The sequence below is a fragment of the Candidatus Pantoea gossypiicola genome (genome assembly GCF_008632075.1).
Lineage (GTDB): Bacteria > Pseudomonadota > Gammaproteobacteria > Enterobacterales > Enterobacteriaceae > Pantoea > Pantoea gossypiicola.
This window is the reverse complement of sequence record NZ_VWVM01000012.1, coordinates 78,520-94,789: the sequence shown is the minus strand read 5'-3', so window position 1 is coordinate 94,789 and position 16,270 is coordinate 78,520. Positions and strand designations below refer to the sequence as shown.

Below are 16,270 nucleotides of genomic sequence, written 5' to 3'. Positions count from 1 at the left end.
AGAAAACGCTTCATCGCCAGACACCTTTGGTGTCGACAATCCAGTTCTGCTGAACGTCGGCGGCATCAATGGCGCGAAAGGCGCGGTGATCGACCAGCATCACCAGAATATCGGCCTGGTCCAGCGCCTGCGCGCTGGAAACCAGCTCTGCTTTGTCAGCCAGAGAACCAGCAAGCTGCTCAATGTGCGGTTCAACTATCCAGGTGGTGCCGCTGTGCCATTCGGCAATCTTCTGTGCCACGCCCATCGCCGGGCTTTCGCGCAGGTCGTCGATATTGGGTTTAAAGGCCAGGCCAAAGCAGGCAATGGTGATATCACTGGCGCGCTTGCCGGTCTGCGTCAGGCAGTCCGCCAGCGCGGTTTTCACCTGGTCCAGCACCCACTCCGGCTTGGCGTCGTTCACCTCGCGCGCGGTGCGGATCAGGCGGGCTAATTCGGGATTCTGCGCCACGATAAACCAGGGATCGACGGCGATACAGTGACCGCCGACGCCCGGACCCGGCTGCAGAATGTTGACACGCGGATGGCGATTCGCCAGCGCAATCAGCTCCCAGACGTTAATTCCCTGGTCGGCGCAAATCAGCGACAGCTCATTGGCAAAAGCGATATTCACGTCACGGAAGCTGTTTTCGGTCAGCTTGCACATTTCGGCGGTACGGGCGTTAGTTTCAACGCATTCACCTTTTAAAAATAGCCGATAAAGCTCACTGGCGCGGGCAGAACAGGCGGGGGTCATGCCGCCAATCACCCGGTCGTTGTTAATCAGCTCAACCATCACCTGACCCGGCAGTACGCGCTCCGGGCAGTAGGCGACAAAAATATCGGGCGTCTCACCGTGCTGCGGAAAGCGCAGGTCGGGACGTGCCGCAGCCAGCCAGTCGGCCATCTGTTCGGTGCTGCCTACCGGTGAGGTCGACTCCAGAATGACCAGATCGCCCTTTTTCAGAACCGGCGCAATCGACTCCGCCGCAGCTTTCACAAAGCGCAGGTCGGGCTGATGATCATCTTTGAATGGCGTCGGTACGGCGATCAGAAAAGCGTCAGCGGCTTCAGGCTGCGTGGTGGCGCGCAGGTCGCCACGCGCAACAGCCGCATGCACCACATGATCTAAATCGGGTTCCACAATGTGGATCGCGCCACGATTGATGGTTTCTACAGCGCGCGCGTTGATATCCACGCCCACCACTTTTTTTCCCTTTGAGGCAAAAACGGCTGCCGTCGGCAGCCCAATGTATCCCAGTCCAATCACGGAGATGGTTTCAAAACTCATAATTCGGCTCGGTTATCTTTTAAGGCTTGTAAAATACGACCACAGGCTTTGCCGTCACCATACGGATTATGGGCATGGCTCATCGCCTGCCAGGCATCGTCGTCACTCAGCAATTCGCTGACGCTGGCGACGATTCTGGCGATATCGGTTCCCACCAGTCTGACGGTTCCGGCATCAACGGCTTCAGGGCGCTCGGTGGTGTCGCGCATCACCAGCACCGGCTTGCCCAGTGAAGGCGCTTCCTCCTGAATGCCGCCGGAATCGGTAAGGATCAGCCAGGCACGGTTCATCAGCCAGACAAAAGGCAGGTACTCCTGCGGTTCAATCAGAATGATATTCTCAATGCCGCTGAGTATCCGGTTAACCGGCTCGCTGACATTGGGATTGAGATGGACCGGATAGACAATCTGCGCCTCGGGATGCTGGCGGGCAATCTGCGCCAGCGCGCTGCAGATACGTTCAAAACCGCCACCAAAGCTCTCACGTCGGTGGCCGGTGACCAGCACCAGTTTCTTATCCGGGTGAAGAAACGGATAGCGCGCCGCCAGCTGTGCGTTCAGATTGCTGTCGTCCAGCACCCGATCGCGCACCCATAGCAGCGCATCAATAACCGTATTACCGGTCACGATAATGCGTGAGTCGGGGAGATTTTCCTTCAGCAGATTCTGTCGTGAGCGCGAGGTTGGGGTGAAATGCAGGCGGGCGAGATGGCCGGTCAGCTTACGGTTGCCCTCTTCCGGCCACGGCGAAGCGAGATCGCCAGTGCGCAGCCCGGCTTCCACATGGCCAACCGGAATCTGATGATAAAAGGCGGCCAGACTCGCCGCCAGCGTGGTCGTCGTGTCGCCGTGCACCAGCACGATGTCGGGCCGGAAGTCGAGCAGAACGGTTTTCATGCCCTCTAAGATGCGGCAGGTGATCTCCGTCAGCCCCTGCTCAGGCCGCATGATGTTGAGATCGTAGTCCGGCTGCAGCCTGAACAGACGCAGCACCTGATCGAGCATTTCGCGGTGCTGTGCGGTGACGCACAGCCGTGATTCAAACGCGGGATCCTGCGCCAGCGCCTGAACCAGCGGGGCCATTTTTATCGCTTCGGGGCGAGTACCAAATACGGTCAGAACTTTCACACTGTTTCTCTCAATCATGCGTGTCTGACATCAGACGCGGACGACGTGCCAGCGCCACACCCGCGCCGGTTAATGCCCCAACGGCACCCCACATAATCATCATGAACAGACGTCGCGGACTGTCACGTGATACCGGCTCTTCCGGCGTGCGCAGATAACGGTAGGTCTGGAACTGGCTGTTCAGTTTTGGCCCGGTCTGCAGCGTGGTCAGCATTGCTCTGTTCTGATCATAGCTGATATCAAACCCCGGACCGGTGGCACGCAGGGTATCGAGCTGTCCCTGTAAAACGGGCTGACCCAGCAGGAACAGATCGCTGTCTGCCAGATTCTCACCCGCTTCGCGCGTCTGTTTCTCGTTGATTCCCTGCTGGCTGGCGACTTTCAGCGCCTGCTCCAGCCGATGCTGCTGGCGCTGGAAGACTGCGTTTGCCACATCTTCCTGACGTTTCACCTGCGCCTGCAACTGATCGGTACGCGCCCGCCAGGCCCCTTTTAACTCATCATTCAGATGACGCGCGGCGCGTTCACTGGCGTAGGCGATGTACTGACGCAGCAGATTGTTGGCGTCGCCCGCGGTTTCCGCTTTAAGTTTGACGTTATCGGGCAGATTATGTGCCGCGTCAGCGGGCGTGAACAGGATGTTGGCGATCAAATCGTCGAGCAGCGCGGCATCGTTATGCGCATTGCCGGTTTTACGGTTCTTGTAGTAATCCGTTTGCTGCCAGAACTCCCGACGCGTATCCCAGGAGGCAAGCTGCATGGTGAACTCCTGATAAACCTGATCCATCACCGTCGGTGACGGGGCAGCCAGCGTCAGGGCATTGTTGCGGACATCCAGATTGGTCAGGAACTGCTGCTGTGCATAGTAAGAGCCCAGCATGTTCACCGTCGGGCGATCGGTAATCGCTGTGGTGCTCCAGACCTGTTTTAGCAGTAGCGTAGCCAGCCAGGCGATCAGGGCAAACAGCAGTGCCAGCCCGACAATCCAGCGTTTACCACGCCATAAACGGCAGCTCAGGCCGCGAATATCCAGTTCGTTATCCACAACGTCAGCAGGCATGGCAGAGGTATCCTTTTTCAGCATCGGGTTCATTTATTTTTTGCTTCTCGATGATGGCTCAGACGACGCTTGATACGCCGTAAGCGTCGCGCCACACGCCACGCATGTTTCAGGCAGTAGCCATAAACCATAAACGCGCCCAGGAACAGCAGCAGCATCACCCACTCCGGGATAAATGCCAGATATTCACCCAGAACACCGATACCGGCGAGGATGGCCGCCGCAACGGTAATCAGGACAAAGGCCTGACGCGAGGTAAAACCGGCACGCATAATCAGATGGTGGATGTGCTGACGATCAGCCGAGAACGGGCTCATGCCTTTGCGCAGGCGACGATACATAATCGCCACCATATCCATCAGGGGAATGGCGATGAGCCAGAGGGCGGTCACTGGCGTGATGGGATGGCTCAGACCCTGCGTCGTTTCCAGCAGAATCCAGATGATGGTGAAGCCGATCATGGTGCTGCCGGCGTCACCCATAAAGACTTTAAACCGACGCCCGAGGAAGCCGAGGTTAAGCAGAATATAGGGCAGCGTGGCGGCAATCATCGCAAAGCACCACATCGCCAGGCTGGTCTGGCCGTCGAAATAGAGGATGATGCCCATGGCGGCAAAGGTCACTGAGGAGAGGCCGCCCAGCAGACCGTCAATGCCATCCACCATATTAAAGGCGTTAATCGCGGCCCAGACGGCGAACAGCGTCAGCACATAGCCAAAGGGCCCCACGATCAGCTCGAACGGACCGACGATAAAGCCCAGACTCAGCAGATAGAGTTTTGCCCCCACCATCATGACAACAGCTACCAGCGCCTGCACCACCGCGCGGATTTTAACGCTGATATCAAAGCGATCGTCGAGCGCCCCGACCAGCACCAGCACACCGGCGCAGCCGAGATAGAGCAGCGCATGTGGCAGATAGTAGTTAGTAATGGCAAACGTAAAGCAGATACCTGCAAACACGGAGATGCCGCCCACCAACGGAATCGCGCCATGATGGCGTTTACGTGAGTTAGGCTTATCAACCAAACCAATTTTTTTAGCTGCTTTTCGAGCAAAAAAGAGGAAAGCCAGGGAAAAGAGAAAAATTAAACCAAGCTCAGTACTCATAGTGAGTAAATTCACGTTAAACGCTCTCAGCTAACATCCCGCACCACAATACGCGAAAAAGCGCGCCTGGTGCTGTGTCGGATTCCGAATTCTGCATAAAGAGACAGACGAACGGTCATAAATTCGCCATCACTACCACAGTCATTATAAATGCTCCTGCCAGTGTTCAATCCTATAGCTCACAAATGAAAAACGCCACGTCGGGACGTGGCGTAAGGTCGATTTTCTGCGCATTTGAACTAAAAAAGCCGAATCTGTGGTCCGGCCTGGCAGTATCGGATTAAGAACGCTTCATCATATCGAAGAATTCATCATTGGTTTTGGTCATCGCCAGCTTATTGATGAGGAATTCCATTGCGTCGATTTCGCCCATTGGGTGAATAATTTTACGCAGGATCCACATCTTCTGCAGCTCTTCCTGAGAGGTGAGCAGCTCTTCTTTACGCGTACCAGAACGGTTGTAATCAATCGCCGGGAAGACGCGTTTTTCAGCAATTTTACGGGCGAGATGCAGTTCCATGTTACCGGTACCTTTAAACTCTTCGTAAATGACTTCATCCATCTTCGAACCGGTATCAACCAGCGCGGTCGCGATGATGGTCAGGCTTCCGCCCTCTTCCACGTTACGTGCAGCACCAAAGAAACGCTTTGGACGATGCAGGGCGTTGGCATCCACACCACCCGTCAGGACCTTACCTGAAGCAGGTACCACGGTGTTGTAGGCACGTGCCAGACGTGTGATGGAGTCGAGCAGGATGATGACATCTTTTTTATGCTCAACCAGGCGCTTGGCTTTCTCGATCACCATTTCCGCAACCTGAACGTGGCGCGATGCGGGCTCATCGAAGGTTGAGGCAATAACTTCACCTTTAACCAGACGCTGCATCTCGGTCACTTCTTCCGGGCGCTCGTCAATCAGCAGCACCATTAGCACGCAATCCGGGTAGTTGTACGCCAGGCTTTGCGCAATGTTTTGCAGCAGCATGGTTTTACCGGCTTTCGGCGGTGCCACGATCAGACCACGCTGACCACGACCGATCGGCGATGCCAGATCGAGTACGCGAGCGGTTAAATCTTCCGTTGAGCCATTACCCCGCTCCATACGCAGACGTTTATTTGCGTGCAGCGGCGTGAGGTTTTCGAACAGAATCTTATTACGCGCGTTTTCCGGCTTGTCGTAGTTAACTTCGTTAACTTTCAGCAGCGCAAAATAACGTTCACCTTCTTTTGGTGGACGGATTTTGCCAGAGATAGTGTCACCAGTGCGGAGGTTAAAGCGGCGGATTTGGCTGGGGGAAACGTAGATATCATCAGGGCCGGCGAGGTAGGAGCTGTCTCCGGAACGGAGGAATCCAAATCCATCCTGAAGAATCTCCAGCACGCCATCACCAAAGATGTCTTCGCCGCTTTTCGCGTGCTGCTTCAGGATTGAAAAGATAATGTCCTGCTTACGCATGCGAGCCTGATTTTCCAGCCCCATATTTTCGCCGAGAGTAATCAGCTCAGCAACCGGCGTATTCTTTAATTCGGTAAGATTCATAGTGATGGGTTCTTAAACTCGGGGTAATACTCGGAATGTTTGTCGTGAGTGGTATGGCAATTAATCCATGCCGTTAATGGCTCTTTTCGGCTCTTCCCGACGATCATCGTATGAAATGGCGATCGGTATGCAGGCAGATGTCCGAATGTGATGCCAGAGTTGGAGCTAACCGTAAGATTGCTGAACCGTTCTATCTTTATAAGGTACAGGGCGACAGGGTTCACCAAGGGAAAACTTTTAGATGCAAACTACAAGGTAAGTTCGTAATGCAGTATGAGTAACTTAGCACGCCCGAAAGCGAACGTCCAGCAGCAGGAGATAAATTCACCACTGCCAGACGTTCAGCCCTGAATTACGCCAGGTTGGCGTTCAGGAACTCTTTCAATTGGCCTTTAGACAGCGCGCCCACTTTGGTCGCGGCGACTTCGCCATTTTTAAACAGCAGCAGCGTCGGGATACCACGAATGCCGTATTTCGGTGCCGTGCCTGGGTTATCATCAATATTCAGCTTAGCGATGGTTAGCTTGCCATCATACTCTTCTGCAACTTCATCAAGGATGGGCGCGATCATTTTGCAAGGACCACACCATTCAGCCCAGAAATCTACCAGTGTAACGCCGTCGGCTTTCAGCACGTCGGTGTCGAAACTGTCATCAGTCAGATGAACGATTTTATCGCTGCTCATGTTTTACTCCACAAGATTATGCCTGGCGAATTGGCGTAATATATACCAATGTTGGTTGACTTTATTTCATCGGATACGCTTTCGTAAAGCGATAGTAAGCTGATATTCTACCACACTATGAGCAAAACACACTTAACTGAACAGAAGTTTTCCGACTTCGCCCTGCACCCAAAAGTGGTGGAAGCCCTTGATAGTAAAGGCTTTCAATACTGCACGCCGATTCAGGCGTTAGCTCTGCCTTTTACGCTTTCAGGGCGTGATGTTGCAGGCCAGGCGCAAACCGGTACCGGCAAAACGATGGCGTTTCTGACGTCAACGTTTCATCATCTTCTCTCTCATCCTGCGGCGGAAGGTCGTCAGGTTAACCAGCCACGGGCTTTAATTCTTGCGCCGACGCGTGAACTTGCTGTGCAGATTCATGCGGATGCCGAACCCCTTACCGCCTCAACCGGCCTGAAACTGGGTCTCGCCTATGGCGGAGACGGTTATGACAAACAGCTGAAAGTGCTGGAGCAGGGCGTTGATATTCTGGTGGCAACCACCGGCCGTCTGATCGATTACGCGAAGCAGAATCATGTCAACCTCGGTGCCATTCAGGTCATGGTACTGGACGAAGCCGATCGCATGTTCGATCTCGGCTTTATTAAAGATATCCGCTGGCTGTTCCGTCGCATGCCGCCTGCTACGCAGCGTCTGAGCATGCTGTTTTCGGCGACGCTCTCTTACCGCGTCCGTGAACTGGCGTTTGAGCACATGAACAGTGCTGAATATGTAGAAGTGGAACCGGAACAAAAAACCGGTCATCGCATTCAGGAAGAGCTTTTCTATCCGTCAAACGAAGAGAAAATGCGCCTGCTGCAGACCCTGCTGGAAGAAGAGTGGCCCGATCGCGCCATTATCTTCGCCAACACCAAGCACCGCTGTGAAGATATCTGGGGCCACCTGGCTGCCGATGGACACCGTGTTGGTCTGCTGACCGGCGACGTGGCTCAGAAGAAGCGCCTGCGCATTCTGGATGACTTCACTAAAGGTGATGTGGATATTCTGGTCGCCACCGATGTGGCCGCTCGCGGTCTGCACATTCCGGCTGTAACGCACGTCTTTAACTACGATCTGCCAGATGACTGTGAAGATTACGTTCACCGCATTGGCCGTACCGGTCGTGCCGGTGCCAGCGGACACTCTATCAGTCTGGCCTGTGAAGAGTACGCGCTGAACCTGCCTTCAATTGAAGAGTACATTGGCCACAGCATTCCGGTCAGCAAGTACAGCAGCGAGGCGTTGTTGACCGATTTACCGCCGCCAAAGCGTCTGCAACGCAGCCGTACCGGCAATGGTCAGCGTCGCGGAGGGAATAACGCCAATCGTCGCGGTGCTCCACGCAACAACAACCGCAAACGTTCAGGTTAGGCCACCATGCTCAGCGCGTCGTCACTTTATGCAGCGATCGATTTAGGGTCTAACAGCTTTCATATGTTGGTGGTGCGCGAAGTCTCTGGCAGTATTCAGACCGTCGCAAAAATTAAGCGCAAGGTTCGCCTTGCTGCCGGTCTGGATAAAAATAACCTGTTGTCAGCCGATGCGATGTCGCGTGGCTGGCAATGCCTCAGACTCTTCTCTGAACAATTGCAGGATATTCCCCCCGATCAGATTCGTGTGGTGGCGACCGCCACGCTGCGTCTGGCTGCCAATGCGCAGACCTTCCTCGACACCGCCCAGCAGATCCTCGGCTGTACCATTAATGTCATCAGCGGTGAAGAAGAGGCGCGTCTGATTTATCAGGGTGTGGCCCACACCACCGGCGGTTCCGACAAGCGTTTAGTGGTCGATATCGGCGGCGGCAGTACCGAACTGGCTACCGGCGACGGCTCACACGCATCAGTGTTGTTCAGCCTGTCGATGGGCTGTGTGACGTGGCTGGAGCGCTTCTTCAGCGATCGTCATCTGGCAAAAGAGAACTTCGACCAGGCTGAACAGGCGGCCCGTGAGATGATCCAGCCGATTGCCGCGCAGCTGCGTGCGCAAGGCTGGGAGGCCTGTGTCGGTGCATCCGGCACGGTTCAGGCGCTGCAGGAGATCATGGTGGCGCAGGGTATGGATGAGCGCATCACGCTGAATAAACTGCAGCAACTGAAGCAGCGTGCCATTCAGTGCGGCAAACTGGAAGAGCTGGAAATTGAAGGACTGACGCTGGAACGGGCACTGGTGTTCCCCAGCGGCCTGTCGATCCTGATCGCTATCTTCCAGGCGCTCAGCATCGATAGCATGACGCTGGCGGGCGGCGCACTGCGGGAAGGGCTGGTTTACGGCATGCTGCACCTGCCGGTTGACCGCGATATCCGTACCCGCACGCTGCACAACGTCCAGCGCCGTTTCAGCATCGATGTCGAACAGGCAGACCGCGTGCGTCAGCTGGCAGAAAGTTTTTTCCGTCAGGTTTCCACGCCGTGGAAGCTGGATCAGCGCTGTCGTGAGCTGCTGCTCAGCGCCTGCGCGATCCACGAAATTGGCCTGAGCGTCGACTTCCGTCATGCGCCGCAGCACGCGGCATATCTGGTGCGTCACCTCGATCTGCCTGGCTTCACACCGGCGCAGAAGAAGCTGCTGGCCTGTTTACTGCAAAATCAGAGCGGCAGCATCGATCTGGCATTGCTGACTCAGCAAAACGCGCTGCCGCCGCGCCTGGCGGAACGGATGTGCCGTCTGCTGCGGCTGGCGATTATTTTCTCCACCCGCCGTCGCGATGACACCCTGCCTGCAGTGCGGCTACTGGCAGACGATGATGCCCTGCATCTGACCCTGCCCGCAGGCTGGCTGGAGGCGCATCCGCTGCGCAGCGAACTGCTGGAGCAGGAAAGCCACTATCAGTCTTACGTCCACTGGTTGTTAACCCTGTCGTAATGGCACCCGCGTGAGGCGAATCTCCTTCGCCTCCTGCGAGGTTTAACTCTTCTTCGCCTTATCCAGCATCGCTCTCAACCCGGCGACCCGACTCTGCCCGGTTTTCATCCGCTCTTCCGCACTGACCACTTTGCGCTCGGTCTCCCATTGCAGATCGTCCTGGGGCAACTCCAGCAGGAAACGACTCGGTTCAGGCCGGATTAACTCGCCATACTGCCGGCGTTCGCGACACAGGGTGAAAGTCAGTTCTTTCTGCGCCCTTGTGATCCCCACGTAAGCCAGGCGACGCTCCTCTTCGATGTTGTTCTCATCGATACTGCTCTGATGCGGCAGCAATCCCTCTTCCATGCCCACCAGGAATACATAGGGGAACTCCAGACCTTTAGAAGCGTGCAGCGTCATCAATTGCACCTGATCCAGCTCTTCATCGCTTTCACCGCGCTCCATCATGTCGCGCAGAGTAAAGCGCGTCACCACCTGCGCCAGCGTCATCGGCACATCGATATCGCTGCCTTCCAGCATTTCAGTCATCCACTGAAACAGCGTATTGACGTTTTTCATCCGCATTTCGGCAGCTTTCGGGCTGCCGGAGGTTTCAAACAGCCAGCTTTCATAGTCGATGCCGCGAATCAAATCGCGGACGGCGTTCACCGGCTCACGTTCGCTCAGCTGGATAATCTCATTCAGCCAGTGGGTGAAGCGCTGCAGATGCTCCAGACCACGGCCGCTCAGCGTCTGCCCCAGCCCGACATCAAAACTGGCGTTAAACAGACTTTTGCTACGCAGGTTGGCCCATTCACCGAGCTTCTGCAGCGTGGCCGGGCCAATCTCGCGGCGCGGCGTATTGACGATGCGCAGAAATGCGCTGTCATCCTCAGGGTTAGTCAGCACGCGCAGATAGGCGAGCAGGTCTTTAATCTCCGGCCGTGAGAAGAACGAGGTGCCGCCAGAAATACGATAAGGAATGCGGTTCTGCATCAGAAACTTTTCAAAGGTCCGTGACTGATGGTTGCCGCGATAGAGAATCGCGTAATCTTTGTATTGCGTGCGGTTAATAAAGTGATGCGCGATCAATTCGCCTGTGACCCGCTCTGCCTCATGCTCTTCGCTGTTGGCGGTCACCACTTTGAGTTCGCTGCCCTGCCCCAGCTCTGAAAACAGCCGCTTTTCAAAGACGTGCGGATTATTGGCAATCAGGATATTCGCCGCCTTAAGTATGCGCTGCGAAGAGCGGTAGTTCTGCTCCAGCTTTACTACTTCCAGCGCCGGAAAATCCTGATTCAGCAACACCAGATTCTGCGGCCGTGCGCCACGCCACGAGTAGATCGACTGGTCATCGTCGCCGACCACCGTGAAACGCGCGCGTGCGCCAACCAGCAGCTTAACCAGCTCATACTGGCTGGTGTTGGTGTCCTGATACTCATCCACCAGCAGATAGCGGATACGCTGCTGCCAGCGCTCGCGCACTTCCTGATTACGCTGTAGCAGCAGCGTCGGCAGCAGGATCAGGTCATCAAAATCCAGTACGTTGCACGCCTTAAGATGCTGGCTGTAGAGGGCATAGCAGTGGGCAAAGATATTATCCTGCTGCGAGCGCGCCAGCGCGGCGGCACCCTGCGGATCGATCAGATCATTTTTCCAGTTCGAAATGGTGGAGATGAGCTGCTGTAACAGCGTCTTATCCTCTTCCAGCCACTCTCTGGTCAGCTCTTTCAGCAGGGCGAGCTGATCCTGATCGTCGAACAGTGAGAAGTTGGACTTCATGCCCAGTGCCGCCGTCTCGCGCTTGATGATCTCCAGTCCCAGCGTATGGAAAGTCGAGATCAGCAGACCGCGCGCCTCTTTGCGGCCCAGCGTCTGCGCCACACGCTCTTTCATTTCGCGCGAGGCTTTATTGGTAAAGGTTACTGCGGCGATGTGGCGCGCCTGATAGCCGCATTCACGAATCAGATGGGCGATTTTATTGGTAATCACGCGGGTTTTGCCCGATCCCGCGCCCGCCAGCACCAGACAGGGACCGGTAACAAATTCGACGGCACGTTGTTGGCTGGGGTTTAAACGCATAAAAGAAATCGCCTGATTGAATCAAAAGAAAGGGGTTTATACTGGGCGGCAATTATACACAACCGAGATACCAACATGGCGAAAACCGCGGCGGCTTTACACATCCTGGTCAAAGAGGAAGCGCTGGCAAAAGAGATTCTGGCGAAACTGGCGAAAGGCGGCAATTTTCAGGAGCTGGCAAAGAAGCACTCTACCTGTCCTTCCGGCCGGAAGGGGGGCGATCTGGGCGAGTTCCGGCAGGGACAGATGGTGCCGGCCTTTGATAAAGCGGTCTTTACCTGCCCGCTGCTGACGCCTTACGGGCCGGTAAAGACCGGCTTTGGTTATCACATTATCAAAGTGCTCTACCGCAACTAATCACTTCTTCTGTTTCATCTGCTGCAGGACGGTGCTGCACTGGTTGTCTTCGTTATCACTTGGCGAGATCATGGCCAGCAGCGCCGCTGCCGGGCCGACGACCGCACCCAGTGCCACAGCAGCAGCACCGCGGGCCAGCAGTGGCCCTGCTTTCACGCCTGCATCAGGATTTTTAAAGGTGCCGCGCACGTAGAGCGGGGAGCGCAGCGTCACGATGCGAATGCCCTTACTTTCCGGGTTTACCGACAGATCCAGCCGCTCACTGGCGAAGTTGGCGTTACCTGACACATTGATAATCGCGTTCTCGGTATCAAACACAAACAGGTTAGGGGTCGCCACACCATTCTGCAGTCTGAGATCGGTCGCAGCGCAGTTGATACGCACCTGGTCATCGCCAAACAGCTTGCCCACCACGTAGTTACCGACGTTGAGTCCGGCAATCTCCATCAGGCTGCGACTGATCAGCCCATCATTCATCAGCAGCTTAAGCTGACCGTTGCTGGTCGCCAGCAGATCGGCCACGGAGTTACCGGTGCCGGTAAAACTGGCATCGCCATTGAGCTGACCACGGCTGTTCTTCATTGCGTCCACCGTCGGAAAGAGCTGACGCAGCTGCAGCTTACGTACATGAAGGTCAACCCGGCCACGCATCGGCGAGCGATCGCCCTCCAGCCGGATGGTGCTGTTGAGATTGCCGCCTGCCACACCAAAACGCAGCGGATCCAGCAGCAGATCGCCGCTTTTCAGCTGTAAATGGGTGTAGAGATCGCTTAACGGCAGGGAATTACTGTGTTCGATTCGTTTGCCGCTGAACTTCACATCGGCATCCATCACGTCCCAGTTTTTGGTCTCAAATTTATCGTGCGGCAGCACGCGGTCGGCGGGCTGATTCGATTTCTCACCGCGACGGGCTTTGGCCTGCGCGGTTTTTTCACTGCCTTTGCCGGAATCCACACCAATCAGCGGCCCCAGATCGGCCATACGCAGTTGCTCTGAGGTCAGTTCGCCGGTCAGCGTCGGACGGGGTTTGCCCTGCGTGTAAATCAGGGAGCCATGAATATCGCTGTCGCCAATGTGTCCGTTGAATTTCTCATAGCGGTAGACCGCACCTTTTTCGCCATTGAATTTCGCAATCAGATGGCCGTCAGTTTCATAAGGGGGTGTGTCAGGCAGCAGGACGCCGGTCAGCCCGTAGAGATTCGCCAGCGTATCGCCCGAGAAGCGCAGTCGCACATTCAGCCCGCCGAGGTTCATCGGATCCTGCACGCCCCCCGTTACCTGAACCCGCGTGGTGCCGTTTCGCACATCGGCCTGCACCGGGAAAGGGGTGTTCTGGCTGCGCAGCGAGAGCATGCCGCCAATCTTGCCTTCACCGCTGAGCTTTTCATTGTTGTAGGTGCCACTGGCCTGCCAGCCAAAGACGAAGTCTCCCGCGCCCTTCTGCTGATCGTCACCGCCGGCAATCTGCGCATAGGGCACCGGTTTGCCCAGCGGATTCACCTGTACCGTGACATCGGCGCGGTTAACCGCATCGCGATAGCGGATTTGCCCCTGATCAAACAGGATATTATCCAGCCGGAAGGACCAAGCCGAGGGCGCGCTGTTCCTGTCATCCTTGTCACTACCGGCGAGATCAAACGTCCAGTTATTCTTTTTATCCGCCGTCTGAATCAGGCGCGCATCGGGCCGCTGCAACTTAATCCATGGGATGAACAGCTCTTTATGCAGCAACGACAGCGGTGACAGCGTGGCATCCACACGTTGCAGATGCACCATGGTGACGTCAGAAATGTCTGGCGGATTGCCCAGCATAATATCTTCCGCGTGCACCTGCGGCCACGGCACCCAGCGCCGCCAGCCTGCCTCGTCGCGATTTCTTGCCCAGTCGATACCCAAATCTCCCCGTATCGCAAAGGGACGGTTTAATTCGGTAGAGACTTTCTGATTGATGGTGGGTTTCAGGCGATTCCAGTCAAAGGTGGCGATGACGACGATAATCACCACGATGAATAACACCAGAATTCCTGCTACCCAGCTGACTATTTTACCGGTACGCGACATTACGCTTTCTCCTTGCACATTCACGGTCTGCGTTAAAGATAGTCGAGACGGCGAGCAACGGCATCAGGGAAGCTGGATAGTGAGATGATTCAGTTCAGAAAATGGGACAGGCCGCGAAAAGTAGTAGCCCTGGGCCGCGATAGCGGGGGATGCTTTAACCTGCTGCCACTGCGCTTCCGTCTCCACCCCTTCAACAATGACGCCGTTGCAGTAACGATTGATCAGTGCCAGCAGCATCGAAAACAGGCTGCGCCCTTCATTGGTGGTGCCCAGCATATTAAAAAGGTCGCGCGACAGCTTGATGTAATCATATTTCAGTTCAGTCAGCGCCGAGAAATTCGCCATACCGGAACCGAAGTCATCCAGCCACAGCGGCCCCAGTTCAGGTATTTTCGCTACTTTCTCCTCCTGCGGCAGCGCCTGGTGCTCGGTGAGTTCAAAGCGTATCCATGGCAGGCCGGCAATGAGACGACGAATAGCGGGTCGGTGCTGAATGGCGAGCAGTGAGGGACCGTCGATGTTGACCGAAGCGACCACATCATTGTGCTCGAAAAATGCAGTCCATTCGGCAAGAAGTTCAAGCTGCTCATACACGACGTTCAGGCGCTGAGCGATGTCGAGTCCGGCAAACCAGGCTTCAGGCGAGAGATTCCGCTCCGGTGCCATGGGATGATAAACGGCGGTCAGCAGTTCAATGGCCAGTAACCGACCGGTTACCCGATAAATCGGCTGAAACCGATAGCGTCGATGACATTGTTGCCAGAAGAGCGGCGTTTCCGTGTGGAGATTAAGGTCGGTTGAAGACGGCAGCCATTGGCTAATACTCTCCATCACCATGCTATTTTCCTGGTTGGTAACACGTCCCCAAAACGGGAGACTGAAGCGATTATCGTAAATGCCTGTGAAAATGAGATGAATGGGGCGGCCGTATGAAAACGGAGAGTTTACCAGCCGCTTCGTTAGCATAATCGGTAAAACAGGCCAAAATTAGCCGCTCTTATTGCCCGGATCGGGGCCTTTCAGCACCTTAAGTTAAATTAAAACACCGTTTTAAAACCATTGACGTCTGCCATACCAGACGCGAGACTAAGGCGATATTTCACTACAGGTCTGAAACCATGACGCAGAAGAAAATCGCCATCATCGGCGAATGCATGATTGAGCTGTCCGAAAAGGGTGACAACATTAAGCGGGGCTTTGGCGGCGATACCCTTAACACGGCCGTGTATCTTGCCCGCCAGGTTGATGAGCCGCAGTTACGGGTCGATTACGTTACCGCGCTGGGGACGGATTCGTTCAGCGATCAGATGATCGCAGCCTGGCAGCAGGAGAAGGTGAATACTGACCTGATTCAGCGCCTCGATAATAAGATGCCGGGCCTGTATGTGATTGAAACCGATGCCGACGGCGAGCGTACCTTCTGGTACTGGCGCAGCGATGCTGCCGCGCGTTACTGGCTCGACAGCCCGCAATCCACAGAGATAGCCGAACAGCTGTCGCACTACGATTATCTCTACCTCAGCGGTATCAGTCTGGCGATTCTGCCGACGTCAAGCCGTGAGAAGCTGATGACGCTGCTGGCCCGCTGCCGGGCGAATGGCGGCAGGGTGATTTTTGATAACAACTACCGCCCGCGTTTATGGGCCGATCGCGTCAGCGCGCAGGCTGCGTATCGCGCCATGCTGAACTGTACCGATATCGCTTTCCTGACGCTGGATGATGAACATCTACTGTGGGGCGAGCAGCCGCTCGATGACGTTATCGCGCGTACCCGTCAGGCTGGTGCCAGCGAAATCGTCATTAAGCGGGGTGCAGACTCCTGTCTGGTCGCTATCGGCGATGCGCCGCTGATTGAGGTGCCTGCGGTACGTCTGGCGAAAGAGAAAGTGATCGATACGACGGCCGCTGGCGATTCATTCAGTGCCGGATATCTGGCGCGCCGTCTGACGGGCGCTTCTGCAGAGGCCGCCGCGCAGCGCGGACACCTGACGGCCAGCACTGTGATTCAGCATCGCGGCGCGATTATTCCGGCAGCGGTGATGCCTGACTGATGCTGTAGCAGCTGGTGTCGTAAAGATCGGTCTGCAAATGTAGAT

Annotated in this window: 13 protein-coding genes; 4 read left to right on the top strand and 9 right to left on the bottom strand. The window is 55.7% G+C overall.

The window, feature by feature from the left end; translation table 11 throughout:
- Positions 1-10: 10 nt before the first annotated feature.
- The 6 genes from wecC to trxA form a co-directional block, all read right to left on the bottom strand.
- Entirely contained in the window at positions 11-1,270 is a 1,260-nt protein-coding gene (wecC, locus tag F3I20_RS15765) for a UDP-N-acetyl-D-mannosamine dehydrogenase (RefSeq protein ID WP_150013283.1), read from the bottom strand.
- Positions 1,267-2,397, bottom strand: coding sequence for a non-hydrolyzing UDP-N-acetylglucosamine 2-epimerase (gene wecB / locus F3I20_RS15760; protein ID WP_150013285.1), 1,131 nt, complete (start codon positions 2,395-2,397; stop codon positions 1,267-1,269). The genes wecC and wecB overlap by 4 nt, the downstream gene beginning before the upstream one ends.
- 10 nt (positions 2,398-2,407) lie before the next feature.
- Positions 2,408-3,481 (bottom strand): ECA polysaccharide chain length modulation protein, encoded by a 1,074-nt coding sequence (gene wzzE / locus F3I20_RS15755; protein WP_255467308.1) that lies wholly within the window; start codon positions 3,479-3,481, stop codon positions 2,408-2,410.
- 5 nt (positions 3,482-3,486) lie between these two features.
- Complete coding sequence (gene wecA / locus F3I20_RS15750; protein WP_150013287.1) at positions 3,487-4,566, bottom strand: UDP-N-acetylglucosamine--undecaprenyl-phosphate N-acetylglucosaminephosphotransferase; 1,080 nt, start codon at positions 4,564-4,566, stop codon at positions 3,487-3,489.
- A 280-nt stretch (positions 4,567-4,846) separates the two neighbouring features.
- Entirely contained in the window at positions 4,847-6,106 is a 1,260-nt protein-coding gene (rho, locus tag F3I20_RS15745) for a transcription termination factor Rho (RefSeq protein WP_003851960.1), read from the bottom strand.
- Between the two features lie 352 nt (positions 6,107-6,458).
- Positions 6,459-6,791: a thioredoxin TrxA gene (trxA, locus tag F3I20_RS15740; RefSeq protein ID WP_003851963.1), complete on the bottom strand. Its 333-nt coding sequence runs from the start codon at positions 6,789-6,791 to the stop codon at positions 6,459-6,461.
- Between the two features lie 117 nt (positions 6,792-6,908).
- Here trxA and rhlB point away from each other — a divergent pair, with 117 nt between their 5' ends.
- Together rhlB and gppA are read left to right on the top strand one after the other, a co-directional pair.
- Entirely contained in the window at positions 6,909-8,201 is a 1,293-nt protein-coding gene (rhlB, locus tag F3I20_RS15735; RefSeq protein WP_150013289.1) for an ATP-dependent RNA helicase RhlB, read from the top strand.
- A 6-nt stretch (positions 8,202-8,207) separates the two neighbouring features.
- Positions 8,208-9,692: a guanosine-5'-triphosphate,3'-diphosphate diphosphatase gene (gene gppA, locus F3I20_RS15730; protein WP_150037928.1), complete on the top strand. Its 1,485-nt coding sequence runs from the start codon at positions 8,208-8,210 to the stop codon at positions 9,690-9,692.
- Positions 9,693-9,734: 42 nt separating this feature from the next.
- On the opposite strand, the gene rep is transcribed toward gppA, so the two are convergent.
- Entirely contained in the window at positions 9,735-11,756 is a 2,022-nt protein-coding gene (gene rep / locus F3I20_RS15725) for a DNA helicase Rep (protein WP_150013293.1), read from the bottom strand.
- Between the two features lie 75 nt (positions 11,757-11,831).
- Here rep and ppiC point away from each other — a divergent pair, with 75 nt between their 5' ends.
- A complete protein-coding gene (gene ppiC, locus F3I20_RS15720) occupies positions 11,832-12,113 on the top strand; it encodes a peptidylprolyl isomerase PpiC (protein ID WP_008926423.1) in 282 nt (93 codons plus the stop codon).
- Here the strand turns inward: ppiC and F3I20_RS15715 are convergent, their stop codons facing one another.
- Together F3I20_RS15715 and pdeH are read right to left on the bottom strand one after the other, a co-directional pair.
- Positions 12,114-14,174 (bottom strand): AsmA family protein, encoded by a 2,061-nt coding sequence (locus tag F3I20_RS15715; protein ID WP_150013295.1) that lies wholly within the window; start codon positions 14,172-14,174, stop codon positions 12,114-12,116.
- 63 nt (positions 14,175-14,237) lie between these two features.
- A complete protein-coding gene (gene pdeH, locus F3I20_RS15710) occupies positions 14,238-15,011 on the bottom strand; it encodes a cyclic-guanylate-specific phosphodiesterase (RefSeq protein WP_150013297.1) in 774 nt (257 codons plus the stop codon).
- Between the two features lie 281 nt (positions 15,012-15,292).
- On the opposite strand from pdeH, the gene kdgK reads away from it, so the two are divergent.
- A complete protein-coding gene (gene kdgK / locus F3I20_RS15705) occupies positions 15,293-16,225 on the top strand; it encodes a 2-dehydro-3-deoxygluconokinase (RefSeq protein WP_150013299.1) in 933 nt (310 codons plus the stop codon).
- Positions 16,226-16,270 lie beyond the last annotated feature (45 nt).

Excerpts from the sequence above, each read along its gene's own strand:
- wecC (WP_150013283.1), bottom strand. The coding sequence starts at position 1,270 with ATGAGTTTTGAAACCATCTCCGTGATTGGACTGGGATACATTGGGCTG.
- wzzE (WP_255467308.1), bottom strand. The coding sequence starts at position 3,481 with ATGCTGAAAAAGGATACCTCTGCCATGCCTGCTGACGTTGTGGATAAC.
- wecA (WP_150013287.1), bottom strand. The coding sequence starts at position 4,566 with ATGAGTACTGAGCTTGGTTTAATTTTTCTCTTTTCCCTGGCTTTCCTC.
- rho (WP_003851960.1), bottom strand. The coding sequence starts at position 6,106 with ATGAATCTTACCGAATTAAAGAATACGCCGGTTGCTGAGCTGATTACT.
- trxA (WP_003851963.1), bottom strand. The coding sequence starts at position 6,791 with ATGAGCAGCGATAAAATCGTTCATCTGACTGATGACAGTTTCGACACC.
- rhlB (WP_150013289.1), top strand. The coding sequence starts at position 6,909 with ATGAGCAAAACACACTTAACTGAACAGAAGTTTTCCGACTTCGCCCTG.
- gppA (WP_150037928.1), top strand. The coding sequence starts at position 8,208 with ATGCTCAGCGCGTCGTCACTTTATGCAGCGATCGATTTAGGGTCTAAC.
- rep (WP_150013293.1), bottom strand. The coding sequence starts at position 11,756 with ATGCGTTTAAACCCCAGCCAACAACGTGCCGTCGAATTTGTTACCGGT.
- ppiC (WP_008926423.1), top strand. The coding sequence starts at position 11,832 with ATGGCGAAAACCGCGGCGGCTTTACACATCCTGGTCAAAGAGGAAGCG.
- F3I20_RS15715 (WP_150013295.1), bottom strand. The coding sequence starts at position 14,174 with ATGTCGCGTACCGGTAAAATAGTCAGCTGGGTAGCAGGAATTCTGGTG.
- pdeH (WP_150013297.1), bottom strand. The coding sequence starts at position 15,011 with ATGGTGATGGAGAGTATTAGCCAATGGCTGCCGTCTTCAACCGACCTT.
- kdgK (WP_150013299.1), top strand. The coding sequence starts at position 15,293 with ATGACGCAGAAGAAAATCGCCATCATCGGCGAATGCATGATTGAGCTG.